The sequence below is a fragment of the Candidatus Nanopelagicales bacterium genome, from assembly GCA_028687755.1.
Classification (GTDB): Bacteria; Actinomycetota; Actinomycetes; order S36-B12; family S36-B12; genus UBA11398.
Genome location: JAQTZL010000005.1, coordinates 16,034 through 41,963, shown reverse-complemented (window position 1 = coordinate 41,963; position 25,930 = coordinate 16,034). Strand labels below are relative to the sequence as shown.

At 66.0% G+C, this 25,930-nt stretch carries 27 protein-coding genes; 18 read left to right on the top strand and 9 right to left on the bottom strand.

Annotated elements, in window-relative coordinates:
- Positions 1 to 14: 14 nt before the first annotated feature.
- The 4 genes from PHN51_07930 to PHN51_07915 all read right to left on the bottom strand — a co-directional run bounded on the left by PHN51_07930 (position 15) and on the right by PHN51_07915 (position 2,690).
- The gene (locus PHN51_07930; GenBank protein ID MDD2818708.1) at positions 15 to 242 is read right to left on the bottom strand and encodes a heavy-metal-associated domain-containing protein; all 228 of its coding nucleotides are present in this window, start codon (positions 240 to 242) and stop codon (positions 15 to 17) included.
- 77 nt (positions 243 to 319) lie between these two features.
- Positions 320 to 1,042 (bottom strand): M56 family metallopeptidase, encoded by a 723-nt coding sequence (locus PHN51_07925; GenBank protein MDD2818707.1) that lies wholly within the window; start codon positions 1,040 to 1,042, stop codon positions 320 to 322.
- An 88-nt stretch (positions 1,043 to 1,130) separates the two neighbouring features.
- The gene (locus tag PHN51_07920; GenBank protein ID MDD2818706.1) at positions 1,131 to 1,514 is read right to left on the bottom strand and encodes a BlaI/MecI/CopY family transcriptional regulator; all 384 of its coding nucleotides are present in this window, start codon (positions 1,512 to 1,514) and stop codon (positions 1,131 to 1,133) included.
- A 597-nt stretch (positions 1,515 to 2,111) separates the two neighbouring features.
- Positions 2,112 to 2,690: a DJ-1/PfpI family protein gene (locus PHN51_07915; protein ID MDD2818705.1), complete on the bottom strand. Its 579-nt coding sequence runs from the start codon at positions 2,688 to 2,690 to the stop codon at positions 2,112 to 2,114.
- A 124-nt stretch (positions 2,691 to 2,814) separates the two neighbouring features.
- On the opposite strand from PHN51_07915, the gene PHN51_07910 reads away from it, so the two are divergent.
- The 5 genes from PHN51_07910 (at position 2,815) to PHN51_07890 (ending at position 7,770) form a co-directional block, all read left to right on the top strand.
- Positions 2,815 to 3,828 (top strand): ABC transporter substrate-binding protein, encoded by a 1,014-nt coding sequence (locus PHN51_07910; protein ID MDD2818704.1) that lies wholly within the window; start codon positions 2,815 to 2,817, stop codon positions 3,826 to 3,828.
- On the top strand, positions 3,825 to 4,886 hold the full coding sequence (locus PHN51_07905) for an iron ABC transporter permease (protein MDD2818703.1): 1,062 nt from the start codon (positions 3,825 to 3,827) through the stop codon (positions 4,884 to 4,886). Before PHN51_07910 ends, PHN51_07905 begins: the two co-directional genes overlap by 4 nt.
- Entirely contained in the window at positions 4,883 to 5,680 is a 798-nt protein-coding gene (locus PHN51_07900; GenBank protein MDD2818702.1) for an ABC transporter ATP-binding protein, read from the top strand. Before PHN51_07905 ends, PHN51_07900 begins: the two co-directional genes overlap by 4 nt.
- Positions 5,677 to 6,531, top strand: coding sequence for a DJ-1/PfpI family protein (locus tag PHN51_07895; GenBank protein MDD2818701.1), 855 nt, complete (start codon positions 5,677 to 5,679; stop codon positions 6,529 to 6,531). Before PHN51_07900 ends, PHN51_07895 begins: the two co-directional genes overlap by 4 nt.
- A 402-nt stretch (positions 6,532 to 6,933) precedes the next feature.
- On the top strand, positions 6,934 to 7,770 hold the full coding sequence (locus PHN51_07890) for an AraC family transcriptional regulator (protein ID MDD2818700.1): 837 nt from the start codon (positions 6,934 to 6,936) through the stop codon (positions 7,768 to 7,770).
- Here the strand turns inward: PHN51_07890 and PHN51_07885 are convergent.
- Entirely contained in the window at positions 7,725 to 8,153 is a 429-nt protein-coding gene (locus tag PHN51_07885) for a sulfate permease (GenBank protein ID MDD2818699.1), read from the bottom strand. The two genes, PHN51_07890 and PHN51_07885, sit on opposite strands and share 46 nt — an antisense overlap.
- A gap of 150 nt (positions 8,154 to 8,303) precedes the next feature.
- Positions 8,304 to 11,852, bottom strand: a complete 3,549-nt coding sequence (mobF, locus tag PHN51_07880) for a MobF family relaxase (protein MDD2818698.1) — start codon at positions 11,850 to 11,852, stop codon at positions 8,304 to 8,306.
- Positions 11,853 to 12,559: 707 nt separating this feature from the next.
- Between mobF and PHN51_07875 the strand changes: the two genes are divergently transcribed.
- Positions 12,560 to 13,000 (top strand): hypothetical protein, encoded by a 441-nt coding sequence (locus tag PHN51_07875; GenBank protein MDD2818697.1) that lies wholly within the window; start codon positions 12,560 to 12,562, stop codon positions 12,998 to 13,000.
- Positions 13,001 to 13,668: 668 nt separating this feature from the next.
- Positions 13,669 to 14,082, top strand: coding sequence for a hypothetical protein (locus PHN51_07870; GenBank protein ID MDD2818696.1), 414 nt, complete (start codon positions 13,669 to 13,671; stop codon positions 14,080 to 14,082).
- 73 nt (positions 14,083 to 14,155) lie between these two features.
- On the opposite strand, the gene PHN51_07865 is transcribed toward PHN51_07870, so the two are convergent.
- From PHN51_07865 to PHN51_07855, 3 genes are read right to left on the bottom strand one after another with little or no spacing between them, the layout of a single operon-like run.
- The gene (locus tag PHN51_07865; protein ID MDD2818695.1) at positions 14,156 to 14,719 is read right to left on the bottom strand and encodes a hypothetical protein; all 564 of its coding nucleotides are present in this window, start codon (positions 14,717 to 14,719) and stop codon (positions 14,156 to 14,158) included.
- Positions 14,719 to 15,267 carry a hypothetical protein gene (locus PHN51_07860; protein MDD2818694.1) on the bottom strand — a complete coding sequence of 183 codons (549 nt, stop codon included), beginning with the start codon at positions 15,265 to 15,267 and terminating at the stop codon, positions 14,719 to 14,721. The genes PHN51_07865 and PHN51_07860 overlap by 1 nt, the downstream gene beginning before the upstream one ends.
- A complete protein-coding gene (locus PHN51_07855) occupies positions 15,264 to 15,830 on the bottom strand; it encodes a hypothetical protein (protein MDD2818693.1) in 567 nt (188 codons plus the stop codon). The genes PHN51_07860 and PHN51_07855 overlap by 4 nt, the downstream gene beginning before the upstream one ends.
- Positions 15,831 to 16,021: 191 nt before the next feature.
- On the opposite strand from PHN51_07855, the gene PHN51_07850 reads away from it, so the two are divergent.
- From PHN51_07850 to PHN51_07800, 11 genes are all read left to right on the top strand, one after another.
- Positions 16,022 to 17,260, top strand: a complete 1,239-nt coding sequence (locus PHN51_07850; protein MDD2818692.1) for an IS256 family transposase — start codon at positions 16,022 to 16,024, stop codon at positions 17,258 to 17,260.
- 118 nt (positions 17,261 to 17,378) lie between these two features.
- Positions 17,379 to 18,353, top strand: a complete 975-nt coding sequence (locus PHN51_07845) for an AraC family transcriptional regulator (protein MDD2818691.1) — start codon at positions 17,379 to 17,381, stop codon at positions 18,351 to 18,353.
- Positions 18,354 to 18,578: 225 nt separating this feature from the next.
- Positions 18,579 to 19,661, top strand: coding sequence for an ArdC-like ssDNA-binding domain-containing protein (locus tag PHN51_07840; protein MDD2818690.1), 1,083 nt, complete (start codon positions 18,579 to 18,581; stop codon positions 19,659 to 19,661).
- Complete coding sequence (locus PHN51_07835; protein MDD2818689.1) at positions 19,661 to 20,569, top strand: bifunctional DNA primase/polymerase; 909 nt, start codon at positions 19,661 to 19,663, stop codon at positions 20,567 to 20,569. Before PHN51_07840 ends, PHN51_07835 begins: the two co-directional genes overlap by 1 nt.
- Positions 20,566 to 21,252 carry a DUF2637 domain-containing protein gene (locus PHN51_07830; GenBank protein MDD2818688.1) on the top strand — a complete coding sequence of 229 codons (687 nt, stop codon included), beginning with the start codon at positions 20,566 to 20,568 and terminating at the stop codon, positions 21,250 to 21,252. The genes PHN51_07835 and PHN51_07830 overlap by 4 nt, the downstream gene beginning before the upstream one ends.
- The gene (locus PHN51_07825) at positions 21,249 to 21,683 is read left to right on the top strand and encodes a hypothetical protein (GenBank protein ID MDD2818687.1); all 435 of its coding nucleotides are present in this window, start codon (positions 21,249 to 21,251) and stop codon (positions 21,681 to 21,683) included. Before PHN51_07830 ends, PHN51_07825 begins: the two co-directional genes overlap by 4 nt.
- Positions 21,684 to 21,761: 78 nt before the next feature.
- Positions 21,762 to 22,628 carry a hypothetical protein gene (locus PHN51_07820; protein ID MDD2818686.1) on the top strand — a complete coding sequence of 289 codons (867 nt, stop codon included), beginning with the start codon at positions 21,762 to 21,764 and terminating at the stop codon, positions 22,626 to 22,628.
- The gene (locus PHN51_07815) at positions 22,625 to 23,701 is read left to right on the top strand and encodes a ParB N-terminal domain-containing protein (GenBank protein ID MDD2818685.1); all 1,077 of its coding nucleotides are present in this window, start codon (positions 22,625 to 22,627) and stop codon (positions 23,699 to 23,701) included. The genes PHN51_07820 and PHN51_07815 overlap by 4 nt, the downstream gene beginning before the upstream one ends.
- Positions 23,702 to 23,777: 76 nt before the next feature.
- The gene (locus PHN51_07810; GenBank protein MDD2818684.1) at positions 23,778 to 24,473 is read left to right on the top strand and encodes a hypothetical protein; all 696 of its coding nucleotides are present in this window, start codon (positions 23,778 to 23,780) and stop codon (positions 24,471 to 24,473) included.
- A gap of 6 nt (positions 24,474 to 24,479) precedes the next feature.
- Positions 24,480 to 25,661: a M23 family metallopeptidase gene (locus PHN51_07805; GenBank protein ID MDD2818683.1), complete on the top strand. Its 1,182-nt coding sequence runs from the start codon at positions 24,480 to 24,482 to the stop codon at positions 25,659 to 25,661.
- Positions 25,661 to 25,927 carry a DUF6112 family protein gene (locus PHN51_07800; GenBank protein MDD2818682.1) on the top strand — a complete coding sequence of 89 codons (267 nt, stop codon included), beginning with the start codon at positions 25,661 to 25,663 and terminating at the stop codon, positions 25,925 to 25,927. Before PHN51_07805 ends, PHN51_07800 begins: the two co-directional genes overlap by 1 nt.
- The last annotated feature ends 3 nt before the right edge of the window (positions 25,928 to 25,930 follow it).

The following is a 25,930-nucleotide window of genomic DNA, read 5'->3' as shown; positions in this document are numbered from 1 at the left end:
TGGCGGTGATGGCGTCAGGCATTCGTGGTCGTGGGCCAGGACCGCACCGTGTAGCCGGCGTCCTCGACTGCCGACTCCACCGCATTCAGATCAACGGGCGTTTCGTGGCCCAGGTTGACACGACCGGAGGCGGCATCGACCTGGACATCGATGATGCCGGGAAGGGCGGAGAGCTCCGCAGTGACGGCACGCTCGCAGTGCTCGCAGGTCATCCCGTTCACCCAGAACTCGAACTCGGCCATGACCACTCCTCTTGACGCCGGACCACTCCCTTAACTCTACATCGTGTCGTAGATCCGGGTGGCTGGCAGAGACCAGGTCAGGCGCGCACGAGGGTTGCGCGTCGCTGGCTGCGCGGTTTCTTCCAGCGGCGAAGGGTGAGACGATCGGCGCGAAGCTCCAGGCCAGGATCGGCTGTCGTGCGCCCCATAGTCGCGAGCGCGTTCGCGAGGTGGACGGCACCGGCGCGGCGAGCGGCGGCATCGTCCGCGATGAGTTCAATGAGCAGCAGCGTGGCCCTCTTTAGGGCGCGCCCGCCCGCGAACTGCCGGGGGAGGCAGAGGGCGTTGACCTCGGCGATCCGCACGGCCCACCCGTGATATTGACGTAGATGAGCACGCTCATGCTCGATCACAGCGCGAAGCTCGGGAGAGCTCAGAAGGTCTCTGAGTGCCGTGGAGAGAAAGATCTCAGGCTCATGGGAAGGAACGGCACATGCGACCGGCTCGTCGGAGTTGAACCAGACCAGGGTCGCACCATCCGAGTCCTCGCGGGAGACCGCGACCGGCGCGAAGCGACCGACCGCTTCCCGCCACGAGTCGGCGAGCGGCTCCGCGGACGCGGAGACGAAGGCGATCACCGCGGCGATCACCCCGAGACTCAACCAGCCGGCGAGCGTCAGTACCAAAGCTTCGCCCGAACTCGCCGGACTCACCCCGCCGACTGCGCACATCAGCGCGGTGGCGGCGGAGGCCACGGCGAATCCGATCCCGGCGAAGAAGGCGCAGAACCAGAGTGTCAGCGCGATACGCGGATGCCGCACCTGCCACCGTCCCGCAGTCAGGACGAGAGGCGCGAGTAGCAGAACTAGCACTGCTGCGACGAGGAGGGAGGCCGTGGCGATCAACGTCTCACCTGCGCTTGCGCGAGGTTTTGCCAGTGAGCGCGCTACGGAGCAGATCGAGATCCTCTTCGGCAAGGTTTCCGGCGAACCGCAATAGCGCAGCCTGCCGATCGCCAGCACCGTCCAAGGCGGTCATCATCGAGCGACCGACATGCTCGTCCCCGCTTCGTGCCGCATGGAAGCGAACCTTCCGGGGCGAGTCACCGGAACGGACGACATCGCCCTTCTTCTGCAACCGTTCAAGGGCCGTCATCAACGTCGTATACGCAGGAACGTGCCCAGTGAACACGGCCTGGATGTCACGGGCGCTCAACGGTTCGGATGCCCCCCAAAGGATGCGCATGACCTCGCCTTCAAGCTCACCTCGTTCGCGCGTGCGCTCGCCCGCCATCTGGCACCTCCGTGTTCGGCCTGCCTAGCCTCAACTCTACATCCTGTCGTAGAAACCCGTCTCGTCCATGCGTCTCGGTGGACTTCGTACTGGACGTCAGTTCGCTCGCATTCTCCCCGGTCTCCTGCGGTCATGGTGGCATCTTTTCCATTGAAGGCTAAACGGATATTGCTGGGCTATGTGTCCCCGACCATTCCCTCGGCGAGCCGACAGACGCGAAGGTGTGCCGATACTCGCTCGGCGAGGTCCCTGTTGCTCGGCGGAAGTGCTGCCGGAAGTTCGCCGGTGTCCCCAGTCCGCAGACCCGGCTGACGTCGTCGATGCTCACATCAGTCGTCTCTAGAAGTTTGCGCGCATGGTCGATGCGCGCGGCATTCAGCCATTTGATCGGTGAAACGCCGTTCTCTGCGGCGAAGCGGCGTTCGAATGTGCGCACGGGCACCCCCGCGTGCGAGGCGAAGTCCTTGACGGTGAGCGGTTGATCGAGGTGCGCGAGCGCCCAGTCCTGGGTCGCCCCAACCCCGCCGGCTGATCGCGGTGGGCCGTCTGGGCGGCGGATGAACTGTGCCTGGCCGCCATCTCTGTGGGGTGAGGCGACTATCGTGCTGGCGATCTCATTGGCGACGGCCGCTCCACGGTCATCGCGGAGCAGATGGAGGCAGAGGTCAATCCCGCTGACAACGCCTGCCGAAGTGATGATGTTGCCTTCATCGATGTAGAGGGGGTCGGATCGACATGAACGGCAGGGTACATCCGGGCGAGATCTGCCGCGAACTGCCAGTGGGTCGTGGCTCGGCGTCCGTCAAGCAGTCCCGCGGCGGCGAGCACAAACGCGCCGGTGCAGATCGATGCGATACGCGCTCCGCTGTCGTGCGCACTCTTCATTTTCGCGAGGACATCGCGCGAGGGGGTGTCGAGAAAGCCGCGAAAGGCCGTGACGATGACTGTGTCTGCGGTCGCCAGAGCGTCCAGCCCGTGCTGCACCGTCACCGACCATCCGTGATCGGTTTCGACTGGCCCTGGCGTCTCGGCGCACAGCATGAGTTCATACCCGAGGGCGGGTGCGCCGAAGACTAGGAACGGCATGCTGACTTCCACCGGAAGCGCATGCTCCATCACGAGCACTGCGATGCGGTGCGGCTTCTTCTGCTTGGAAAGCATCGAGGCATGGCTCATGTCGTAAATCTATCGCAACACGGCATTTATGCCACTTGTCCCAGCGCGAGGCTTGAGGCAATGATGGATTATCTCTACATCATGTGGAGATCATCTCGTATGTGGACACAGCAGCAAGGAACTCATGACCCTCAACCGAAAGGCAGCCACCGGTGTGGTTGCCGCCGCTACTATCTTCGTACTCGCCGGGTGTACACCTCCTGAAGCCCCGCAGCCCAGCGGAACACCGTCATCCGAAGCGCAGGGCTACCCCATCTCGGTCGAGAACTGCGATCGCACACTGAGCTTCGACTCGGCTCCCGAAAAGGTGCTGAGCCTGTGGCAGGCGCCGACCGAGATGATGCTCGCGCTGGGACTGGGAGACCGGGTGGTGGCTCGCGCAGGCGACTACGCGACGTATCCCGAGTCCGTGGCGCCGGAGGTGGAGGACATCCCGTCGATCGGGTCGGCGATGGGATGGCCCGACAAGGAAACCGTGCTCAGCTATGACGCGGATCTCGTGCTCGGCCAATCCTTGGTCGGCTATGCCTTCGATACGTCGATGGGATATGCCTCAGTCGAACAGCTGGAGCAGAGTGGCGCGCAAGTCTACGGGGCGAACGTCTGTGATGCCGATTCTGGCGGCGCTGTGGATATGACGCTGGATACCCCGCTCGACGCGCTCCGCGACCTCGGGACGATCTTCGGGGCGAGCGATCGCGCCGAGGAACTCATCAGCTCCCTTGAGGAACAGCGTCAGGCGGTGATCGACGCGGTGGCCGGGCAGGAAGAGGTCACAGTCGCGTTTTACAACGGAGGTGAGGGACCGCTTATCGTCCTGGCCGGTGGCATCTACGACGATGCGATCGCCACAGCCGGCGGCACAAATGTCTTTCCTCGGGACGCGGTCTACGTCAGCAAAGAAGAGTTCGCCGCATCTCAGCCAGACGTGATCCTGGTCGGGACGTTCGAGGGCCAGGACTACGAGACCCTGAGCGCCTTCCTGCGGCAGACCTTCCCCGAACTCACTGCCGTTCAGGAGGACCGGCTCGTTGAGATCCCGGTCGCCGACACGGACGCCTCGATCTCTGTGATGCGAGGGCTCACGCAGATCGCGAACGGGCTGCACGGTCTGGACCTGCCGGTCCCCGCTTCGTGACCCGCGCTGACATCGTGGTGCGCGGACGTCGTCGGCGTCCGCGCACCACGATCCTCGTGCTTGCCGTCGCGGCGGTCGTTGCGGTGGTTCTGTCTGTCGCGGTCGGGTCGGTTCCGATCCATCCCGGCGTCGTCGTCGGTGTGGTCGCGGATCACCTCATTCCCTGGGATACCGGAACTTCGTTCACCGCGACCCAGGCGCAGATCGTGTGGGAGTTCCGGCTGCCGCGCGCACTACTCGGCTTCCTCGTCGGGGCTGCGCTGGCCGTTGCGGGCGCGGTCCTCCAAGCGGTCGTACGCAACCCGCTCGCCGACCCGTTCGTGTTCGGGGTGTCCTCCGGCGCGTCGGTCGCCGCTGTTGCGATGCTTACCCTCGCGACCGGGTCACTGGCCACAGTCTCGGTGCCGGTTGCCGCGTTCTTCGGCGCGCTCCTCACGACGCTCCTCGTTTTCCTGCTGGCGCAGCGCCGGGGACGGGTAACCCTGAACCGGCTCGTGCTGGCAGGAGTTGCAATGTCTTACCTGCTGAGTTCGGTCACAAGTTACCTCGTTCTCCGGGCGAGCACCCCCGGCGGCGGTGTGAGTGAGGTGCTGTCGTGGCTTGCGGGGAGCCTCGCCGCAGCGGACTGGGGCGACCTCGGCCTCCCCGCAGGGGTGTTAGTGGTGGCGACCGTACTATTGGTGCTGCTTTCCCGGATTCTCAACGCATTCCTGACGGGCGACGAGACCGCGGTGAGTCTGGGGGTGGACGTGGGGCGTGGGCGCCTCGTGTTCTTCGTCATCACCTCGCTCTTGGTTGGTGTTGCTGTCGCGGTCAGCGGTGCGATCGGTTTCGTCGGTCTGATCATTCCCCACGCGATGCGCTTCATCGTGGGCACCGACCATCGCTGGGTGCTGCCGGCTTCGGCGCTCGCCGGTGGGTTGCTGCTCGTCGTTGTCGACATCGCCGCACGGCTCCTCCTGGCGCCGACGGAGTTGCCCGTCGGTCTGCTGACGGCGGCGGTTGGCGCACCCTTCTTCCTCTGGCTGATGCGCAGATTGGGACGGGTGGAAACATGAACTCAGAAACCAGCACCGCCACGGTGCCGTTGCATGTCGAGGCGGTGAGCGTCGATATCGCCGGGCGCCGCATCCTCCACGAAGCATCGCTCAGCGCGGACGGCGATGTGCTCGGGCTGGTCGGCCCGAACGGCAGCGGAAAATCCACGCTGCTGCGCACCGTCTACCGAATGCTGCACCCCGCATCGGGACGCGTCACGGCGGGTGGCCGCGATGTCTGGGTCATTCCGGCGCGCGAGGCCGCACGGATCACCGCAGCTCTGGTGCAGGACGCGCCCAGCGATCTCGAACTGACCGTGGCAGAGTGCGTCGCTACGGGGCGCGTGCCGCACGGCCGTCTGCTCGGCGCAGAGACCGCAGCCGATCGTGCGGCCGTGCAGAACGCAATGATGGCTGTCGGAATCGAAGCCTATGCGGACCGTGATGTCGCCACGCTCTCCGGCGGTGAACGTCAGCGCGTTCAACTCGCCCGCGCACTCGCCCAAGAGCCGAGCATCCTCGTGCTCGATGAGCCAACGAATCACCTCGATGTCCAACACCAGCTCGAACTGCTCTCACTCGTCCGTCGGCTCGGGCGCACCACACTGGTGACCCTGCACGACCTCAACTTGGCCGCCGCATACTGCGACCGAATCGTGGTCATAGATCACGGAACGGTCATCGCCGCAGGCACACCCGAACACGTGCTTACCCCAACACTCCTGCTCGACGTCTTCGGCGTGCACGCCGCCGTCCTCAGCAACCCACTGACCGGCCGGCTCCAACTGGCATTCACCGAAAGGAAAAACCTTTGACCACTCACGATGCTCAACATGAAGCCACCGAAGCACACCTCCACGAGATGCGAGACACGTTATCGGGCACCGCGGACGGCGCGATCCGTGACCCTGACGCACAAGCGGCCTGGGACCGCTCCGTCGCAGCCCACCACGCCCTCGCCGCGCTGCCTGGCGTGACAACCGATGCGAGCGAGGACATCGTCATCGTTCTCCACCCCGACTTCGACACCCTCGACGTACTCGGCCCGCACTACTTCCTCTCATCGATGATGGGCGCGAGGATCCACTTCGCCACTACCGGGGAGCTCACCAAGCCAGTTCGCAGCGCTAGCGGCATCCCTCTGCAACCCACGACCACACTTGTCGACGCCCCGGAGAACCCGACCGTTCTCCTTGTGCCCGGTGGCGACACGAGTGTGCTCCTCAAGGACTCCGCGGCCATCACCGCAATCCGTGAACTCGGCGCGCGGTCAAATCTCGTGGCGAGCGTGTGCACCGGCGCGATCGCGCTCGGGGCAGCCGGGATTCTCGACGGCCGACGTGCGACCTCTCACTGGTCCGTGCGACATCTGCTTCCGGGGTACGGGGCCACGGCCATGGACGATCGTGTCGTCACCGACGGCAACGTCCTCACCGCTGCCGGAGTCACCGCGGGCATGGACCTCGCGCTCACCATCGTCGGGCGCCTACGGGGGCCAGATTACGCCCGATTCCTCGAACTTGGAGCAGAGTACGCCCCCCAGCCTCCGTACGGAGCAGGAACACCGCAGGCCGCGGGCCCTACTCTCACTGCACTCGCTCGTGACTTCTTTGCCCCGGTCGAGCAGTCACTTCGATCACGCCGGACGCATCTGGGGGAACTATGACCGGCCCTACATCACGACGCAGCAGATTCGGGCAGCAGGCCCACTGGCGAAGCGCCGGCGCTGTTCGAATGTCGTCCCTATCTACCGCTCGCCCCTGGCGACGAAGTGACCATCACGCTCGCGCTTGTCAGCGGACATCGCTTCCTCATCCTTGCCGAACCGCCGGATCAAGCTTACGGGTCGCTGACATCGTGGGAACTGCGCACCGGCTGCACTCCTTCCATCGTGCATCAAGACACTCGTTAGCTTTCGCCTGCGTGTAGCCCTGGTCGCTCTCACCTCAGATGAACCTTGACCGATTCCGTCCCTGCACCCCAGCGCCGCACCACGCCTCTGTTCTCGCCACTGGTCGCCCAGACTCGGTCTCACCACAGTCCGATTGACCCGGTCGCGTTTGACTGCGTGAAAGTGATCGTCGTTCGCAGTGGCAGCTCCCTGCTGCTCAGTGAGTTCGGCGCGCGGCATGTGAAGATCGGCGATGTCGTTCTCCTCGCTGCCCACACACTCTGCGGTGCAGAACCGGAAGGCAGCGTTATGACGACCACGATCTACCTCGACCGTGACTATGTGATCGATCAGGTCTTCTGGCAATTCGCTGCGCAGTTCTGCGACCGTCACAACGCCCGCGACTTCTTCGATGCCCATTACTCGACACCCGCGCAGATTGTCCGGATCGGCGAGGATCGGGCCGGGATGATCATGCCGTGGCTGGATGAGCTCGTTTCCCTCAGCGTGGACGGGCCGCAGCCTGAACGGTTCCTCCGGGCACAAGCGCTGCTCTTCTCGGTGCTCGATGTCGTCGTGCCATTCATGACGACGCCCGTCAGCAAAGCCAGTGCTGGTCGACGCGGCACTATGGTCCCCGCTGCGCCGCGACATCGTCAGTTCTCGCCGCTTCGCGTCGAAGCCCGACACGTCGCGCAGCTCATACGAGGCGATCCGGCGCGCCAATGGACCGTGCCGGAGCTGGCGGGGGCCGTTCACCTGTCGCCGTCACAGTTGAGGCGTGTGTTCGTGGTGGCGTTCGGGAAGGCACCCATCGCGTATCTGACGATGGTGCGCACTGAACGGATGGCGCATCTGCTGCGCTCGACCGTGTTTCCGGTCAAGCAGATCGCCGCAGAGGTGGGGTGGGCGGATGCTGACTTCGCGGCCCGCCAGTTCCGTCGGGGCCTTGGGGTAACGCCAACGGCTTACAGGCAGTTCGTGTGTGCGCCCGATTCGGATGACACGGCGTAGCCGCGTCCTGATCCAGCAGTGGTTGATCGGACCGCTTGCTTGACCGGCTCGGTGGATGCTCGTCGTTCGGCGTGAGCGGCCACGGCCTCGCGCACGCGGATCCGGGCGAGCAGGATCAGGCTGATGGGTCCCATGAAGATGAACTTCATCGTGTTCCACAGACACAGGAGAACCAGGAGGTTGAGCCATCCGGGTCCGCCGTCTGCGATGAGGGTGGTGAAGGTGCTCGCGGCCAGGAGGTAGGGCACGGCAAGGAGCATCGCGGGTACGCCCCATTTGAGTCCTCGGCGGGTGCGGATGGCGTCGAGGAGGATGTTGGTGGGCATGTAGCGGCGCAGGAATGCGCGGGTGTTGACGCTGAGGGTCCAGAGCTGGCGGATCATGACGGGGGTTCCTCTCACAGGCACGACGGATCGTCGAAGGCGGTGCGTGTGTGAGTGGCCTTGCGGCCTGCCCCGAGGAGCGTCATATCAAGGAGAAATCCGCCTCGCCCCAGGATATGACGCACCAGCGACTTTCGGAAGGGCGACCGGTCACAGGCCCCGGCGCGTCCCTTCGCGCCGCACCGTCCGCGAAAGGTCATCGCTGCCATCGACGCCCGCGAGGTCTCGGAGCCTCGCGAGAGCGGCTTTCGCTCGTGCCGCGTCGATCTTCTGCGCATCGGTATCGGGCGCTGGGCCGAGCGGCGTGCGTGTGGTGATGCCGTAGCGATCGCGGTACGCGGCGACGGTTCGTGCTTGCCGTTTCCACGCTGCCGCAGCCCTCGTCTCTGCCGGTGTGTCTCCGAGCGCGAGCACCCATTCCTGCTGTTCGGCAATGGCTTGGTCGAGGATGGCTTCGGTACGCTGCTGGATCAACTCGCGCCGCTCCGTCAGTGCCCTCCGCATCGCCGCGGACATGGGCCCGGTTGCTTCGGGGATGAGGCCGGCGATCAGACGGGGTGCCTTGCGGGTACGACCAGAACCAGCCGGCCTCTCAGTGGCGCGGGCGAGACGGTGGTGCAGGACGGAGGCGATGTCATCGGCGCCTCCGAAGCCGCGGGCCGCGACCAGCCGCGGCATGAGGGCGTCGACGTTGTGGTGGTTCGCCTCCGCCCGCCGAAGCTCTGCGGTGAGGGCGCCGAATGCGTCGGAGCGGATCGTGTCTTCTGCTTCGTCCGGGGCGAGACCGGATTCGCGGATGAGGGTGGCGAAACGGTCGTGTTGGGCGGCTTGCGCGATCGTCTCATACTCGGCCACGAGCTGCCCCACCGACCCCCAGGCTTCGTGTTCGGCGGTGATCGTCTCGTGCGCGGAAAGCTCGGCACCGACGTGCTGCAGCACCCCGTAAAGAACACTCCGTGCGGTCACATCAGGATCATCCGCCGGGTGCGGAGTGGTGTGGTTGTCGTCGGGGCGGTCGGTGGCGACGTAGACGAGGTTCGCGTGCCGGCCGCGAGTCATCGCGACATACAGGTTCTCCCGCGTCGTAGACGGATCAACGAGCACATGAGAGGTGTCCATGGTGATGCCTTGCGCCCTATGCGCCGTCACTGCATAACCCAGATCAACATGATCGGAGACATAGTCAGCGGGGAGGATCACGGTGCCGCGACTGTTCGCGCGGCGGGCGGTGAGTGATCCGTCGTCGCGAACGTCGGTTACTGTCCAACGGTCCCCGTTGCGCACCCACCCTCGCGGAGTGTGGAGTCGGCGGTCGTTCTTCCTCGTGATGATCGTGTCGCCGACCCCGGCACGGGCGTCGCCTTGGAGGGCGACTTCACGGCCGGCGTTCACGGTCCCGTCGAGGATGAGGTCGGCGCGGGCGCGCTGGTTCAGTGCGTGGACGGATTCGTTCGAGTCCGCGATCAACACCGTCGAAACCCCGGCAAGGGTATCGGTGCGCCAGGCAGTGTAGGCAGCGTCGATCATCGCTTCGGTGTTCCCGCCGGTGATGCGACCGTGAGCTGCGTAGGCGTCGATGGCTTCGGGGCGGCCGTGGCGAAGGTCGAGGGAGGCGGTCTTCTCCCACTCGTTGACGAATCGGTGCACGTCGACCAGTTCGGGAGCGTCGTCGCGGTCATGGACGAGGAGGGAGAACGCACCGCCGGCTGCGACGGATTGCAGCTGCGCCCAGTCACCCACCAACAACACCTTCGCACCCACCTCCACCGCGTGCGCAGTGACGCGATCCAGCGAAAGGATGCCGGCGAGGGAGGCTTCGTCCACGATCACGAGCTGCCCCTTACGGAATGACGCGCCGGTGTTCTGGTGGTCTTGCCACCATTTCGCGGTGTTCTCCGTCCGGATACCGAGATCATCGGCAAGGACCTGCGCGGCCACCGCTGACGGTGCCAGCCCGACGACGCTGCCGCGCCCGTGCTCCCGCTCCCACGCCGTGCGCAGGGCGCGCATCGCCGTTGTCTTTCCCGCCCCGGCCGGGCCGACCAACACATCGACTGCACGGCCTGATGTCGCAACGGCGGCGAGGGCTGCGGCTTGGTCGTCGGCGAGGAGTCGGCCGTCGCGATCCGGGCGGCGAGCGACCTTCTCGACCACCTCGACAGGCACAGTGGGCGAGGTCATGGTGCGAGCGCGCTCGAGAAGCCGATCCTCGGCCGCCAGGATGTCCGGTGACGAATACACCGTCGACGCGATCGGACGGAACCTGCTCGCGTCATCAGAGCGGCGGAACACTGCCGGACTGGACGCGAGTTCGGGGGGCGTGAGTTGCAGGGAGGCACGTTCCGCCGCGTCGACGACGATTCCGACGACTGCTTCGCGATCCCTCGTGCTGGCGAACCGGTAGGGCATGGTCTGGCGTGCGGCCTCGGCGGTGAGGTTCCACCTGCGCCAGGTCGACCGCTTCTCACCGACCGCCTCAACCACACTGCGACCCAGCGAGGCGATCACGTCCAACGGCACATCGTCAGCGCGCAGCAGCAACGGGACGTCGTTGGCGGTGACGGTTCGGGCCCAGCGGGTGGCGTCTTCACCGAGCAGGTGCGACGCGCGCTCCCGCCACTCGCCGGTGAGGTCCGCGAGCGAACGAACCTGCTTCTCCGGTCTGGTCGCCAACGTCGCCTGCGCCCGGAGCTTGATGACGGTCGCCAACGACGGTTGCCTGCCGTGACGGGCAACGTACTCGGCGATGAGACGGTTCTTCTCCTGGTTAATCTGCCGTGACCTGCATGAAAACTCTGCCACCAGTTTCTCCGGCACCGTCGCGATTGCCCAGGCAGGGTTGCGGTCGCGCCCCATGTCGCGCGCCCGCCACTCGACACCGAACGCGCGGGTGAGGTGGTCGGCGAACACGGCTTCGTGGAGTTCTGAGAGCGCGACGGTCGCGGCGTGTAGCGGGCGGCCGTCGAGGGAGCGCCATTTGCCGTCGTGGACGGTCTGCACCTTGTTCGAGATCACGACATGGGTATGCAGATGCGGGTCGCTCGCCCGCGAATCGTAGTGATCGAACGCGGTTGCGATCGCACCGCAGACATCGGCTTGCGCAACCGCCCCGTTGCGTCCTGCGGCACCGACACGGGTTGCCGCAACCTCGCGTTCGATGAACGCAACCATCTCTGCAACCGCCGCATGATGCGCGTCCGCAATCAGCGATTGCGTCCCCGCATCCGATACCGCCCACAGCACGGATGCGGACTTCGGAATCGAGAACGTGAAATCGAACCCCGCAACCGCCTTCCGTGCACCGTGTGCGCTCTCCTCAGCCTCGATCGCGGCGACCGCTTCCGCGCGCCCGGTCACGGGGAGATCGGCGTCGAGACGTGCGGAGCGGTGCTTGATTCGCTCGGCCACGGTCGGGTACTTCCGGTACGGGCTGCCGAGCGCTTGGCCTGTCACGGGGTCGCGGCCCTGCCCGATCAGTCGTTGAAGCTGCTCCTCGGAGACTTCATCTCCGACTCCGAGCGCGCCGTGGCCAAGCGCGGTGACCGCTGATCCCATCCAGCGCCCGGGCGGTGTTCCTTCTTCGGTGTAGTACCTCGTCAGCGGTGTCGAGAGCATCCGGCCGCCGTCACCGGTGGCGACGGTGCGCAGGAGGTACTTGTAGCCGTCGCCGGCGGACATCACCCGCATCGAAACCGTCACCAGCCACCGCCTTTCCTCACCCCGAAGGTGAGCTCCGCAGCCCGCGGCGAGGTGACTTTTGGGGTCACATTCGGACGGCGGCGCGCCTCGCTTGCAAGACGCGTGACAACCCGTTTGAGCGAACCGCGAAGGGGTCAGACGAGCGAACTTCTGGGCGCGGCACGCGGGGGCGTGGCGAGCGGCCTGGGCGTAGGCCGGTGGGGCCGACCGTGCACCTCGTTGGTGACCAGCTCGGAGCAGCATCACGGCTCCGAGGATCACCGACCCAGGAGGCTCGCCGATGGCAAATAGGGTTCCAAGCGACCCGGCCGCGCCGCTACGCGTCGGGTCGCTGTTCTCCGGCTACGGCGGACTCGACCTTGCCGTGGAGGAAGTCTTCGGAGCGAAGACGATCTGGTTCTCTGAGATAAACGAACCCGTCTCCCGTGTCTTCTCCCACCACTGGCCCGACGCCCCCAACCTCGGCGACATCACCACCATCAACTGGAACACTGTCCCGCCGGTGGACATCCTCTGCGGCGGGTTCCCCTGCCAAGACGTATCCACGGTCGGGAAGATGGCCGGCCTGAAACCCGGCACTCGATCCGGACTCTGGGCGCACATGGCAGCAGCGATCGACGTTCTGCAACCGGAACGGGTGGTGATCGAGAACGTGCGCGGGCTGCTATCTGCACCCGCGATCCGCGCGATTCCCGAAGGAGACAACGATGAGCAGCGCAACCCCAAAGACGCAACCCCCAGCGACGCAGCCTCTCGCAGTGTGGAATCCGATTCGTGGCATTTGGGAGAAACCGCAACTCGACCTCTTCGGGCAGCGGGAGCAGTTTTGGGAGACCTGGCCGACCTCCGGTATGACGCGCAATGGATCGGTTTACCCGCTTCCGCTATCGGCGCACCTCATCCCCGATACCGGGTCTTCATCCTCGCCCACCGCGCTGTTCCGGACCCCACTCGCGTCGGACGCGTCTCGGGGCGGGGAGACCCTGCAACAGGTGAAAGCACGGCGGGGCACGATCGCTCTGAGCCATCAGATTATCGACCTCGCCCTCCACGGACCACACGGATACCCGCGCACCCAGGAGCCCGAGAGCCTGTGGTCGTTGATCGGGCAGCTCTTCGACGCTGGGGACGATACGCCGAAGCCGTGACCAGATGGGAGCGAATCACTGGCCGCTCCGCTCCGTCACCGGCGCTTCTGAGCGACAAGACCGGTCCGCGTCCGGCGCCCCCGTTCGTCGAATGGCTTATGGGGCTACCGGCCGGATGGGTGACCGATGCGTGTCATGGGCTGACCGCCAACCAACAACTTGCGTCGCTCGGGAACGGTGTTCTCCCGAGGCAAGCTGTCGCGGCTTTGGGAGCGGCCCGGAAGATGCTCAACTTCTGAGATACACCAGCACTGTGAGGACCTGCTTGTTGCCAGCATGCTCACCGACGCGGAGCATGGCGAAGCTGCTGCCGATATCGCGCTCGATCCGTACGCGAGAGCCAAGGGATTGGGAACGATCAGCGGCTCCGGCTGCCCCCTGCGGCGCGGTGCTCGGGCGTTTGATGGGTCGGATGTGCCCGGTAAACGGGGGCGTTAGTGTTGGGAATGCGTTAGCGAACCGCGGTGATCTGCCGGTTTGCTGCATGGGCTCCGTATGGCGCTCTCGCGGCGGTCCCGTGAGCGGGTGAGCATCAGTGCATGTCTCGTGTAAGTCCCACAGCTGGCCGGTCGCGACAGCCCAGCGGTTCCCGGTTGCCGCGACCCGTGCGCTGGGGATCCGTTTGTCACACTGTCGCGCGTCACGGTGTGGGGACGTCCCGCCTGGTCGTGTATTCGCCGGTGTCGTCGGAGCGTGAACGGTTCTGGGCACGGTTGGCGAGTGCTTTCGTGCCGGCGGCCCTGAGCATGGGTCTGCTGCTGTGGCTTGTGCTTATCGCGGTTGGCGCGTCTCCTGAGGCGTCGGCGGTCGGGATCGTGCTGGTGGGGGTGTCGGCCGGAGTGTTCCTTTGGTGGAAGGCACGTCCGCTTCGTGGACGGGTGGCAATGGCGTGGTCGAGCCGATTCGTGTTCTGGCCTCGTCGTGATGATGAGGATCGTGAAGAGATGATCACGACGCTGTCGTTGCTGATGGAGCGCGCAACAGAGGATCTTCGTCACGGGAGGATCACGCGAAGCGTGTACGACCGCGTGTGGATGGCCGTCTACGAGGAGACGCATGCACTGTCTCCCGCGCGAGATTAGTAAGCACGCGGATTCGCGCTGGGAGCTGGCGCCCGTGACCATCGATGGGTCCACTGGTAGGGATTCGGCGACGCTAGAGAAGTGCTTCTGCGGCGGCGGCGGCAATGGATCTGTGTGCGATTTGGTCCCACGAGGTCGCGTAGTAGCTCTCGAAGGGTGTGGTGGTGATCCTTTGGTGTACGCGTTCGGTGAGTGTCACGGGGTCGGTGTGGGGGGTGGTGATGATTCCGGTGATGCAGATGTCGCGGCCGTGGCGCATTTCGATCTCAGCGTGGTGTGCGCAGATCGCTGCGGACAATGCGTTGACGGCGCGGTCAGGGGTCGGTGAGTCAGACGGGACTTCGACGATGTAGAAGATGTGCCGCACCAGGGGGTGCGTGCGCAGCGGCTTCGTGAGGATGTCATGCGCTGCCCGGAGCTGACTCCGGAGCGCTTGCCGAGGGTGGTTCGTGTCGGGCACGCGGATTCCCACGATCATGGTTCGCGCTCTCCGGTCGTCGAGTGCGTCGTGATCGTAAGGAACGGGCATGGCAAGATAGGCGAGGCTGTCGAGCGAGTCGCCGTAGAGGAGCAAACGAGCCTTCCCAGACTGCGGGCCTGCCGGGGACGAGCGGGTGGTGTGTCGGATGGTGTCCATTATTTGAGGCACCTGCCTTGCCACTCCTCGTCGTCACTGCCCGGGTGGATGCGGGTGGGGTGGCTGGTGATCTGCCCGAGTGCGATCGTGCCTTCGCAGGTGAGGGCGAGGAGGTCACCGGGGGCGCAGGTCTGCGGAAGCAGCACCCTGATGGCGGTCTGCGTGTGCGGGGAGCGCAGCAGGGTCGTCTTGCGGTGCCGCGCGTTCGGGCACTGCAGGGGCAGGACGTCGAGGACGCGGGAGTCGAGGGCGGCCAGGTCGCAGTCGACCGTCAGTTCCAAGGGGTGCCGCAGCCCGCGGCGCGATGTGCGGGCGAGGATGGTGGTGACGATGACGGTGCGGTACTCCTCTCCTCGCGCCGACGCGCTGCTGGGCGCGATCAGGACACAGGGGGTGCCGCGCTGTGCTGCGAGGGCGGTGAGTGATTGCGCGCCGATGCTGATGTCGCGGTCGGCGAAGGCGGTGTCTGCGGGCCAGGGTGGGCAGTCCTCGTACAGGGCGGCAAGAGCCATCGCCCGGGACGAGATCAGGGTGTGCATGATGCTCATCGGGTCACCGCGAGTTCCCGGACCTGATCTGCGCGTACGAAGGCTTCCTGCGGGCGTGGGCGCACGTCGCTGAGCGTGACCGCGCCGGCGCAGGGGACGGCGAGAAGGTCGCCTTGGTGGATGTCTGCGGGAAGGGTGACGATCGGGTACGGCCACGGCGCAGACCCGGTTTCGCCGGGGATGAGTTCGATGGTGGTGTTCTTCGCCGTCGACGTGCGGCCGATGAGCCGGCACTCGTCCCAGTAGGGGGCCACCCGGTCGAATCCGCAGTCGGTGAGGGCGACGCGTTTATCGGTGTCGGTGTCGACGCGGAGGGTGACCTGGAAGACCAGGACGGTGACGTCGTTGCCGATCCCCTGGGCGTGCGCCTGGGCCGGTTTCGGGTGCGGCAGGTCCCCGGTGAGTAGCGCCGGGGTGCCGGTGATGTCCACCAGTCGCCTCAGGGACACTCCGCCGATCACGACATCCGAGACCGTGGGGACGGTGCGCTCGGGCCAACGTCGGGGTTGGAGAGGGTCGGGGATGCTGCGTCTGAGGGAGGGGAGGATGGCGGTGAGGGTCATGCCTCCACTTCTACGCGGCAACCACCGGGCAGGGAACAGCCCCTCACGGAACTCATGCGCCTTCTCGGCCTGCCGCTAACAGCACCACGCAGAGGGCGCGGCCACTCGCGTCCGTGCCGGGGACTGTCCGACTAACGGTGTATCTGGGTGTGGCCTGACCGAAAGGTAGGGCGATGACCGATGTCGTCGAGATGATCGATCCTGTGACGGGAGAGATCATCGATGAGCAGCAGCTCGCGGAGCAGTTGCTGAAGCAAGCGAAGGAACAGGGGGTCGACCTCGTCGGCCCCGAGGGGCTGTTGAACGGGCTCACGAAACGGGTGCTGGAGACAGCGCTCGAGGCGGAGATGGCTGAGCATCTCGGCTACGAAAAGCACGGCAACACGATTGGTGAGAACGCCCGTAACGGGGTGCGATCGAAGACGGTGCTGACCGAGGTCGGTCCCGTTGAGATCGACGTTCCTCGGGATCGGGAGGGGTCGTTCGAACCGAAGATCGTCAAGAAGCGGCAGCGGCGCCTGACGGGGGTGGATGAGATCGTGTTGTCGTTGACTGCTCGCGGGCTGACAACCGGTGAGGTCGCAGCGCATTTCGATGACGTCTACGGCGCGGCTGTGTCGAAGGACACGATCTCGAGGATCACCGACAAGGTCATCGAGGAGATGACCGAATGGGCCAACCGGCCGTTGGATCGCGTCTACCCGGTGGTGTTCATCGACGCCCTGGTCGTGAAAGTCCGGGACGGGCAGGTGCGGAACAAGCCGTTCTATATCGCCGTCGGGGTCACCGTGAACGGCGAACGCGACATCCTCGGAATCTGGGCCGGCGATGGCGGTGAAGGAGCGAAGTTCTGGCTCGGCGTCCTCACCGAGATCAAAAACCGCGGCGCCGAGGATGTCTGCATCGTCGTGTGTGACGGGCTGAAGGGACTACCGGACTCGATCAACACCGTCTGGCCGCTCGCGACGGTGCAGACCTGCATCATCCACCTGATCCGCAACACGTTCCGATTCGCGTCCCGCCACTACTGGGAAGAGATGGGCAAGGACCTGCGCCCGGTATACACGGCGCCGACCGAAGCGGCCGCTCGTGAACGGTTCGCGGAGTTCGACGCGAAATGGGGCCAGCAGTACCCGGCGATCAGCAAGCTCTGGCACAACGCCTGGTCCGAGTTCGTGCCGTTCCTCGACTGGGACGTGGAAATCCGACGGATCATCTGCTCCACGAACGCGATCGAGTCGCTCAACGCCCGGTACCGCAGAGCTGTCCGGGCGCGCGGGCACTTCCCCAACGACGCCGCGGCGTTGAAGTGTCTCTACCTTGTGACCAGATCGCTTGACCCGACCGGCCGCGGCAGGGCACGCTGGGCAACGAGATGGAAGCCAGCGCTGAACGCGTTCGCGATCGCATTCGAAGGCCGAATCAACTAATGACCGCCACACCAGATACACCGTTTATCGGACACACCCTTAGAGTTCGGGCAACCTTCGTATGGGTACCGTTAGGGGTACTCGGTTCTCGGTCGCCTGTGGCCTTCGATTGTCATCTATGACCAGTGATTTTCGGGGGGAAGAGGTTGCGCCGCCCATTGGCATGCAGGCTGCGTCGGCGTCCGCGTTCTCGCCGTTGCTCGCCCGGACCCAAGTCGCTCACGACCCGATTGATCCAATCGCTTTCGATTGCGTCAAGTTCATTGTTATTCGGGCGGGCCGAGCTCGACTCTTTAGTGAGTTTGGCGCGCACTTTGTCAGCGTCGGTGATGTTGCTGTCCTGGCGGCGAACACTCTGTGTGGCGCCGAACCAGATGGATGGGTAGCGACCACAACGCTCTATCTCGACCGAGACTACGTCATCGATCAAGTGTTCTGGCAGTACGCTTCACAGTTCCAGGAGCGGCCTGACGCGAGCCAGTTTCTTGATACGCACTATGCGGAGCCCACTCAAGTCCTCCGCATCGGTAAACACCGGGCCGGGCTTATGATGCCATGGCTTGACGAACTCGCTGCGTTGAGCGCCGAAGGAGTGCCTCCTGACCGGTTCTATAGGGCGCAATCGCTAGTCTCCGCCGTCTTCGATGTCTTGGTTCCGTTTATTGTGGTCACCAGCGAAGGAACAGGAGTCGCGCGGCGAAACTCGTCGGTTCCCACCGCGCCACGTCATCGCCCCTTCCGCCCTGTACGACCTGAGGTGCTGGTTATTGCACAATCCTTGCGCGAGGAACTGGATCGCCACTGGACCGTGGGCGAGCTCGCCTCAAGAGCGCATCTCTCTGTGTCTCAACTGCGCCGAGTATTCGTCGATGCGTTTGGCAAGTCACCGATCTCGTACTTGACGATGCTGCGTGCCGAACGAATGGCTCACCTCCTGCGCGTGGAGGACGCACCTATCTCGGAGATCGCCGCCAGGGTGGGTTGGAACGATCCTGACTTCGCTGCACGTCAGTTCCGCAGGAGCATCGGTGTGTCCCCGTCCGAGTACCGCAGAATCAGCAGTGTTGCTCCGGCACACTCCAACCCTGAGTGAACGCGCGGATGTCCGGGCGAAACGCTCATGTTTGGTGCGCAGATCCTCGGGTCGCCAGAGAATGATGTAAACCGAGTTTGACCACGTCGGGTTCAGCGATGCACCTGGCGGTCGCTCACAATCTGTCCGTCGTCCGTCTCGATTGCGTTCCCTGAGTCCCTTCGCGCACCTTCTGGTCGCAGAGGTCACCCGCCGTGTGCAGGTGCCTGCGGAAGGAGGTCGACGATGGCAACCACTGAGGAACAGCGGGCGGCGCGGGATGCGAAGCTCGATGCTTTGCATGAACAGCTCACCGACGGGGTGGAGTCGTTGGTGTCAGGTGAGGACTGGAAGCAAGCACTGGAGTTCGCCGCCAGGTTCCGGGCCCGCTCGTTCAACAACACCCTGCTGATCTTCGTGCAGCACCAGAGCGCGTTCGAGGCGGGCAGGGTGCCGGGACCGGTGCCGACGTATGTGGCTGGGTTCAAGCAGTGGCAGGCGCTCGGGCGGAAGGTCGAGAAGGGCCAGTCGGGGTACATGATCCTCGCCCCCGTCACCGGCAGGTTCGCGTCGTTCACTCCGAAGGTGGCGGAATCGTGGCGCAGGCTCGGCCGGTTCGAGAAGCCGAAACCCGGTGAGGCGGTTCGGTCCCGCATGGTCGGCGTTCGGCCCGCGTACGTCTGGGATGTCTCCCAAACCGCCGGCGACCCGATCCTCACACCACCATCGCCGCGACTCCTCGAAGGCGAAGCACCCGACGGGCTCTGGGACGGCATCGCCCGGCTGGTGGAGGCGGAGGGGTTCGCAGTGTTGCGAGTGCCACACGAGGGCATGATCCACGGCGCCAACGGTCTCACCGACTTCAGGGCGAAGACCGTCGCCGTGCGCGAGAACATGCCCGAAGCGGCACAGGTGAAGACCCTCGTTCATGAGCTCGCGCATGTCCTCCTACACGGACCCGACAATCACGATGCGTCCGGTCATCGTGGGATCGGTGAGGTGGAGGCGGACTCTGTCGCGTTGATGGTCGCTGCCGCTCACGGCATGGACACCTCCGATTACACGATTCCGTATGTGTCGGGGTGGGCGGCGACGGTGCCCGAGAAGCCCCCGGTCGAGGTCGTCCAAGCCACCGGCGAGCGGGTGCGGAAGACGGCTGCGGGGATTCTCGATCAACTCCCCACCGAGCAGATCAGCAACGGTGACCCTCCCGGTCTGAACCGTGATGCGCCGTCCCCGAAATCTGCTGCGTCTGAGCGGGCGCCCGATGTTGATCCGCTGGCGGAGGGGCCGCGCCGGGTTGCGGCCGGGTCGGTGAGGAGTCTGTGATGGGTGCGATCGACGTGTTCGCTGAGGTGAACGGGATGCCGCTCGCTGATGCGGCCGCGCGGTTCGCGGCTGCCGGGGTGTCGGTGTTTCCGTGTGTGCCGGGCGAGAAGCGCCCGCTCGTGCGCCGAGGGTTCCACGACGCGAGCACCGACGTTCATCAGGTCGCTGGGTGGTGGTCGAGGTGGCCGTCCGCGAACATCGGCATCCCGACCGGTGCTGCATCCGGTATCGAGGTCGTCGATGTCGACGTGCACGCGACCGGCACCGGATTCCCCGCCTTCCGCACCGCGCACCGTGAAGGCCATGCGGCGGGGTGGGCGGCGCTCGTGCGCACCCCCTCCGGCGGGCTCCACGCCTACTATCCGGCAGACTCCGACCGTGTGCAGTCGTCGTGGCAGGCAGCGCGGGCGCATGTCGATTTCCGGGGTGACGGTGGCTACATCATTGCCCCGCCGTCGAAGGTGCTGCGCCCTGGCGGGGTGCGGGCACCGTACCGGCTGATCGTCGCGGCAGGTAGTCCTCCGGCTCCGGTGGACGCGGCGCGGCTGCGCGAGTTCTTAGACCCTCGCACCCCGATCCCTCTCGACCGTGCGCGCGCTTCTCGGTTTGAGCGGCGGGGGTCGGATGCGAAAGTGCTCGCCGGCTGGGTGGCGGGGCGTGGTGAGGGTGAGCGGAACCGGGGCCTGTTCTGGGCCGCCTGCCGACTCGCAGAATCAGGAGCCCCTCCCGATGTAACCCTCGACGCACTGGGCCCGGCGGCAGAGCACGCGGGGCTCAGGCCGCGGGAGATCATGGCGTCGATCCGCTCCGCCTACCGCACCACCCACCCCACAACGCGCACGTCCGTGGAGCCCGTGGCGGATGAGCGGCGTGTGGTGCGCGGATCACCAGGGCGGGTGATCTCATGAGCACCATCGAGACTGTCTTGCCGCGGGGTCGCCGGTTGGCTGCGGTGACGGCGATCACGGGAACGGTGTTCATCGCCGCCGGCGCATTCTGGCTGTCATTCACCGCGCTTGCTGATCTTGCGCGGCGGTCTGGGATTGATGCGGGCCAGGCGTGGGCGTGGCCGTTGATCGTGGACGGCATCATCGTCGTCGCAACCGTCGCCGTCGTCGCCCTCGCCAACCAATCCCGTCCGACCTGGTACCCCTGGACGCTCCTCGCCGCCGGCGCCGTCGTGTCGGTCACGGCGAACGCGATCCACGCGATCATTGCCGCCGACACCGACGTCCCGGCGGTTCTTGCAGCGTCGGTCGCTGCGATCCCGCCGCTGGTGCTGCTGTCGATCACGCACCTCACCGTCATCCTCACCCGCCCCACCACCACGCCGGATACAGACGCGATCGAGGAGGTGCCGGCAGAGACCGCCGCTCCATCACAGGCGGTCGCCGTACCGGAGGTTGAGCAGGCGCAGGCAGTGGAGATGCCGGTGGTGTCAGTGAGTGAGCGGCGGGCGGAAGCGACGCAGTTGCGGGAGGTGGAGGGGTGGTCGAACAAGCAGATCGCCCGGCACCTGGGCGTGCACCCCTCCACCGTCGGCCGCTGGTTCACCCCAGCCATCAACGAAGAGCAGGAGGAGACCTCGTGAACGACCACACAGAGACCAGCCGCACCGAGCTACCGGAGACGCTGCCCGAACGGGGCGACGGTGCGGGGGCGGAGCGGTCGGCGTTCGCCGTGCACCGCGACCCCTCACTCTCAGGAACTACTACTGACCCTGGTTCGCGTGTGGAACGCGGGATCGCGTGGGTACGTCCGACTGATCTGATCGCGTCGAGCACCGCCAGGATCGCTGGCCGCGGCATCAACTTCCAGACCGAACTCGCGCACCGTGCCCGCCGCGCGCCAGGCCACGCCTACCGGGCGACCCGGAATCATGCGCGCGACATTCGGGATCGCCGAGCGGAACGCGCGGCACCTGCGGAGTCGGCGGTGTTCGAGTCGTTCGATGTGTTCGAGCCGCAGGATCGGCCCCGCTCGTCGTCGTGGGTGCGGCCGTCCGGGATCGGGCTGGGGTGAACCGCCATGCGCAGAAGACGGTGGCGCGACGGGGTCGGTGGGGAGCCGGTGCGCACCTGCCTGTCAGGAGGTGCCACCATGCCACAACCCCACACCCCACGCCGTGACGCTCGCGGGTCTGGGTTCGAGAACTCAGAACGACTCCGCGAACTCCTCACCCGCCTCAACACCGAAGGCCCCGACGCCTGGAGGAATGACCCCGAGGCGGCGGCACTGATGCACCACGCCGCCCAAAAGTACGCTGCCCTCGCACGCAAACACGGCCTCGACCCGTGGGAGGCCGCGACCGCGGCATTCGAGGCGATGCGCACGCCCTCGGTGCGACGGGCAGACGATCCGTGGGCGGTCATCACCCGCGCCGTGCAGATCACCTGCATCGCAGAAAACCGAGCCAACGGGCTGCTGTGCTCTGTGCATCAGGCGCGCAGGCCCAGATACTCGAGTTTCCATGACGCCGAACGCTTCTCCGACCGCGAAAACCCCCTCACCGACTACCACCCCGCGTTCCGCGCCGACCCCCTCGCGCACGATGACGATGACGACGCCGACGAGATGGAGGTGTCGGGGTCGACGGGCGTGGAGTCCGCCGTCGAGGACACGATCGCGCTGCTGTGCTGGTACCGGTGGGAACCAGTGGTCGCCCGTGCAGCGGTCGAGTGCATCTGCGCACGCCTCGCAGAGTCCGTCTCTCGTGCGGGAGCGTACGAGTCATTACGGCGCGATCGGCACGCCCGCGCCCTGCTCGACATCCCCGCACCGTCCTGGTACCGGCTGCTGCGGATCATCCTCGGCGCCCCCGATCTGCACCTGGCCGGGACGAACGCAGGTCGTGGGGTGTTGCTGCGGCTACTGATCGGTGAGCCCTTGGCGCACCTCATGGATGACACGGACTTGGCTGCGGCGATCAAAGTCGCCGCACCTGGCGTGACGCGGGGCCGGTCATGAGCGAGCCGGGGCATATCGAGCTGGAGCGTGCCGTGGATTCGATCTGGGCCGGCCGCCGTCACCGCGAAGACTACGGCGACCTCGACTCGCTGGTCGAGTCGATCGCTCGGGATGGGCTGTTGCAGCCGATCACGATCACCCCGGACGGGATGCTGATCTGCGGTGCCCGGCGTTTGGCCGCGATCCGCCGGCTCGGGTGGAAGACGGTGAACGTGTGGGTGCGCTCCGGTATCTCTACGACCCTCGGGCAGCTCCTCGCCGAACAGGACGACAACCTCCTGCACAAGCCCCTCACCCGCACCGAGGAAGCCACCCTCTACGCCGAACTGAAAGCGCTCATGGTCGAGGATGCGACGGGTCGGCAGAAAGCGTCACGGTTCACCTCGAAACAGGAAAACCCCAGGTCACACGGTGGGGCCACGGTGGCCCCACCGTCGGCTGGGGGTATCGGGAAGACCCGCGAGCAGGCCGCGCTTATGGTCACCGGCCGCAACGCGTACACCTCGCTGGAACGCATCAACGAGTTGCAGAACCTTGCCGCTGACACTGCGCAGCCCGACGACGTACAGCAGCGGGCACGGGAGGAACTTGACCGGATCGATGCGGGCGGGTCGATTACCGGAGCGCAGCATCGCATCCGCGCCGCGCAAGCCCTCGTCGAACTCGAAACCCTCGCCAGCGACCCCGCCCAACCGGCAGGCATCCGCGACACCGCAGCCGCAGGAGCGGCGCGTCTCCGGGAGCTCGAAGACACCGCACGGCCGGCAGATCTGGAACGTCTCGCGGTGCTCGCTGTCGAGCGTGCGAAGACTGCGACGAAGAAGCGCCCCGCCCAGCTCGCATCAGCACGACTCCACGCGGTTGACGAGCAGCCGCGGGAGTTCCTGCCGGTGCGGTCGTTCGTCTACCTCTGGGATGAGCTCTCCACCTGGACCGAACGCTACGACCCCGAAACCATCGGCCCGGCCTTGTCGGGTGAGCAGTGGGCGATGTTTGAGAACGCCGTCACCGCGACCATCGCGTTCCTGGATACCGCCCGCATTGCACGAAACGTGCGCCGCGAAACCGCCTGAACCCTCCGCCGTCTCCCTGCTGAGTGTTTTGGTGCACCTGTCTGGTGATCCGAATCTCGTCGGGAAGGACACCAGGATGGACCCCACCGCTCGCCGCCGCCGCACCGTGCTCATCGCCGCCATCGCCGGCGGCCTGATCCTGCTCCTCCTCATCGGCGTCGGCGTCTACGGACTCATCCGCGGACCCCAGACCGCCGAACCCAACGGAGTCACCCCGACGGGTGAACCGACGGCAACGAGCCCGGCGCTCGTCCCGACAGAGCCAGAGCCGGTGGTCGCGTTCGGCGGCCCGGAGGAGTTCGCGGTGGCGGTCGCGGAGGCGCTGTTCACCTGGGATACGGCCAGCGGGTATGAGCCTGCCGATTACGCGCAGATGCTCGCTGATGTCGCCGCCGACACGGAGGCGGACGCCGCAGCCTCGGATGTCCGTTCCTATCTGCCGACGCCGGAGGCGTGGGCGCAGCTCCGCACCCACCAAACGCGGCAGTGGCTCACCATCGACACAGTCGAGATCCCCGCCGCATGGGAGGACGCGGCGGCGCAGGCGGCACCGGGCCAGATTCCCGAGGGCTCGGTCGCGTACACGATCACCGGCACCCGCCACCGCACCGGTTACTGGGGCACCGATCCGGTCACGACAACACACCCGGTTGCGTTCACCGTGTTCCTCACCTGCACCCCCGAACGCGCCTCCGCGCCATCGCTGGCTGAGCCGATCACCGACACCTGTCTCTTGTTGCGGTTGTCGCAGCTCAACAACCCTTTGCGGTGACCGGCCATGCTCAAGAAACTCCTCGCCACCCTCACCGCCGCTGCCGTCTGCTTCGGCCCCGCTACCGTTCTCCTCTCCGTCGCCGTCCTCGCCAGCCCTGCCATCGCCGCGTGCGCACCAGGGTCCTTGATCGTCGGACCGATCCCGGACTCACTGACCGCGACCACGCGCAACGGTGAGACGGTGACACTGAACCGGCAGCAGCTCACCCACGCCGCCACGATCATCACCGTCGGTGGACAGACGGATGGGGTGGGGCGTGCAGGGGTGGTGATCGCGTTGATGGCAGCGCTCACGGAGTCGCACCTGCGGATGCTCACCAACACCGGCACCTACCCCGAATCCGCGAACTACCCCAACGATGGGGATGCAGCCGATCATGATTCCCTCGGCCTGTTCCAGATGCGCCCGCAAGCCGGCTGGGGCACCGTTGCGGAGCTCATGGACCCGAACTATCAAGCCCGCGCGTTCTACGGCGGACCGGCCGGACCCAACTACCCCTCACCGCGCGGGCTGCTCGACATTCCGGGGTGGCAGCAACTCGACCCAGGCGAAGCCGCGCAAGCCGTTGAGGTGTCGGCATACCCGGACAGGTATCAGAACTATCAGCCCGTCGCCGAAGCGATCCTCACCGCCCTCACCCGCCCCGCACCATCAAGCGGCGGTGGCAACGGTGGTGATGTGGTGGTGCCTGAGACCACCAGGGTCGTGTTCCCGTTGCCGGAGGGCTCCTGGGTGCGGACCAGCCCGTTCGGGTGGCGCACCGACCCGATCACGTTCGAGACCGCGTTCCACTCCGGCAGCGACTTCTCCGCCGCCGACGGCACCCCGATCTTCGCCGTCGCTGATGGGATCGTTACCCACGCCGGATACACCGGCTCCTGGGGCGGGCTCATCATTGTGGAGCACACCGTCGGCGGGGAACGGGTTGCCTCGTATTACGCGCATATGTGGGAGCACGGCATCCACGTCACCGAAGGCATGACCGTCACCGCAGGGCAGCACATCGGCGATGTCGGCTCCTCCGGGAAATCCACCGGAGCGCACCTGCACCTCGAAATCCGCCCCGGAGGCACCGGTCAGCCCGCGATCGACTCCGACCAATGGCTCACCGACCACGACGCCGAAGGCATCACCGGCGGCAACGCCTCCCGTGCGTCCTGCACCCTGAGCGGAGGTGGACGCTGATGGACGTATTCCCCGACTTCGGCGGCGTCGGCGCGGCCGACGACCTCCGCACCGTCATCGGTGCACTCCTGATGTTCGTGCTCATCATCGCCGTGCTCATGCTGATCGTCTCCGTGATCGTCTGGGCCATCTCATCTTCGATCGGCAACCCGCACACCGCCACCAAAGCCCGACTCGGGGCCTGGGTTGCGCTCGGCACCGCAGCCCTCGCCGGAGCAGGCGTCGCCTGGGTCAACTTCCTCCTCGCCGTCGGCGAACGTCTCTAGTTT

What these genes read in the sequence shown, in the direction of transcription:
- PHN51_07930 (MDD2818708.1), bottom strand. Translation starts at nt 242, where the DNA reads ATGGCCGAGTTCGAGTTCTGGGTGAACGGGATGACCTGCGAGCACTGC.
- PHN51_07920 (MDD2818706.1), bottom strand. Translation starts at nt 1,514, where the DNA reads ATGGCGGGCGAGCGCACGCGCGAACGAGGTGAGCTTGAAGGCGAGGTC.
- PHN51_07915 (MDD2818705.1), bottom strand. Translation starts at nt 2,690, where the DNA reads ATGAGCCATGCCTCGATGCTTTCCAAGCAGAAGAAGCCGCACCGCATC.
- PHN51_07910 (MDD2818704.1), top strand. Translation starts at nt 2,815, where the DNA reads ATGACCCTCAACCGAAAGGCAGCCACCGGTGTGGTTGCCGCCGCTACT.
- PHN51_07900 (MDD2818702.1), top strand. Translation starts at nt 4,883, where the DNA reads ATGAACTCAGAAACCAGCACCGCCACGGTGCCGTTGCATGTCGAGGCG.
- PHN51_07885 (MDD2818699.1), bottom strand. Translation starts at nt 8,153, where the DNA reads ATGATCCGCCAGCTCTGGACCCTCAGCGTCAACACCCGCGCATTCCTG.
- PHN51_07875 (MDD2818697.1), top strand. Translation starts at nt 12,560, where the DNA reads ATGAGCAGCGCAACCCCAAAGACGCAACCCCCAGCGACGCAGCCTCTC.
- PHN51_07865 (MDD2818695.1), bottom strand. Translation starts at nt 14,719, where the DNA reads ATGGACACCATCCGACACACCACCCGCTCGTCCCCGGCAGGCCCGCAG.
- PHN51_07860 (MDD2818694.1), bottom strand. Translation starts at nt 15,267, where the DNA reads ATGAGCATCATGCACACCCTGATCTCGTCCCGGGCGATGGCTCTTGCC.
- PHN51_07855 (MDD2818693.1), bottom strand. Translation starts at nt 15,830, where the DNA reads ATGACCCTCACCGCCATCCTCCCCTCCCTCAGACGCAGCATCCCCGAC.
- PHN51_07850 (MDD2818692.1), top strand. Translation starts at nt 16,022, where the DNA reads ATGATCGATCCTGTGACGGGAGAGATCATCGATGAGCAGCAGCTCGCG.
- PHN51_07845 (MDD2818691.1), top strand. Translation starts at nt 17,379, where the DNA reads ATGACCAGTGATTTTCGGGGGGAAGAGGTTGCGCCGCCCATTGGCATG.
- PHN51_07840 (MDD2818690.1), top strand. Translation starts at nt 18,579, where the DNA reads ATGGCAACCACTGAGGAACAGCGGGCGGCGCGGGATGCGAAGCTCGAT.
- PHN51_07835 (MDD2818689.1), top strand. Translation starts at nt 19,661, where the DNA reads ATGGGTGCGATCGACGTGTTCGCTGAGGTGAACGGGATGCCGCTCGCT.
- PHN51_07830 (MDD2818688.1), top strand. Translation starts at nt 20,566, where the DNA reads ATGAGCACCATCGAGACTGTCTTGCCGCGGGGTCGCCGGTTGGCTGCG.
- PHN51_07820 (MDD2818686.1), top strand. Translation starts at nt 21,762, where the DNA reads ATGCCACAACCCCACACCCCACGCCGTGACGCTCGCGGGTCTGGGTTC.
- PHN51_07815 (MDD2818685.1), top strand. Translation starts at nt 22,625, where the DNA reads ATGAGCGAGCCGGGGCATATCGAGCTGGAGCGTGCCGTGGATTCGATC.
- PHN51_07810 (MDD2818684.1), top strand. Translation starts at nt 23,778, where the DNA reads ATGGACCCCACCGCTCGCCGCCGCCGCACCGTGCTCATCGCCGCCATC.
- PHN51_07805 (MDD2818683.1), top strand. Translation starts at nt 24,480, where the DNA reads ATGCTCAAGAAACTCCTCGCCACCCTCACCGCCGCTGCCGTCTGCTTC.
- PHN51_07800 (MDD2818682.1), top strand. Translation starts at nt 25,661, where the DNA reads ATGGACGTATTCCCCGACTTCGGCGGCGTCGGCGCGGCCGACGACCTC.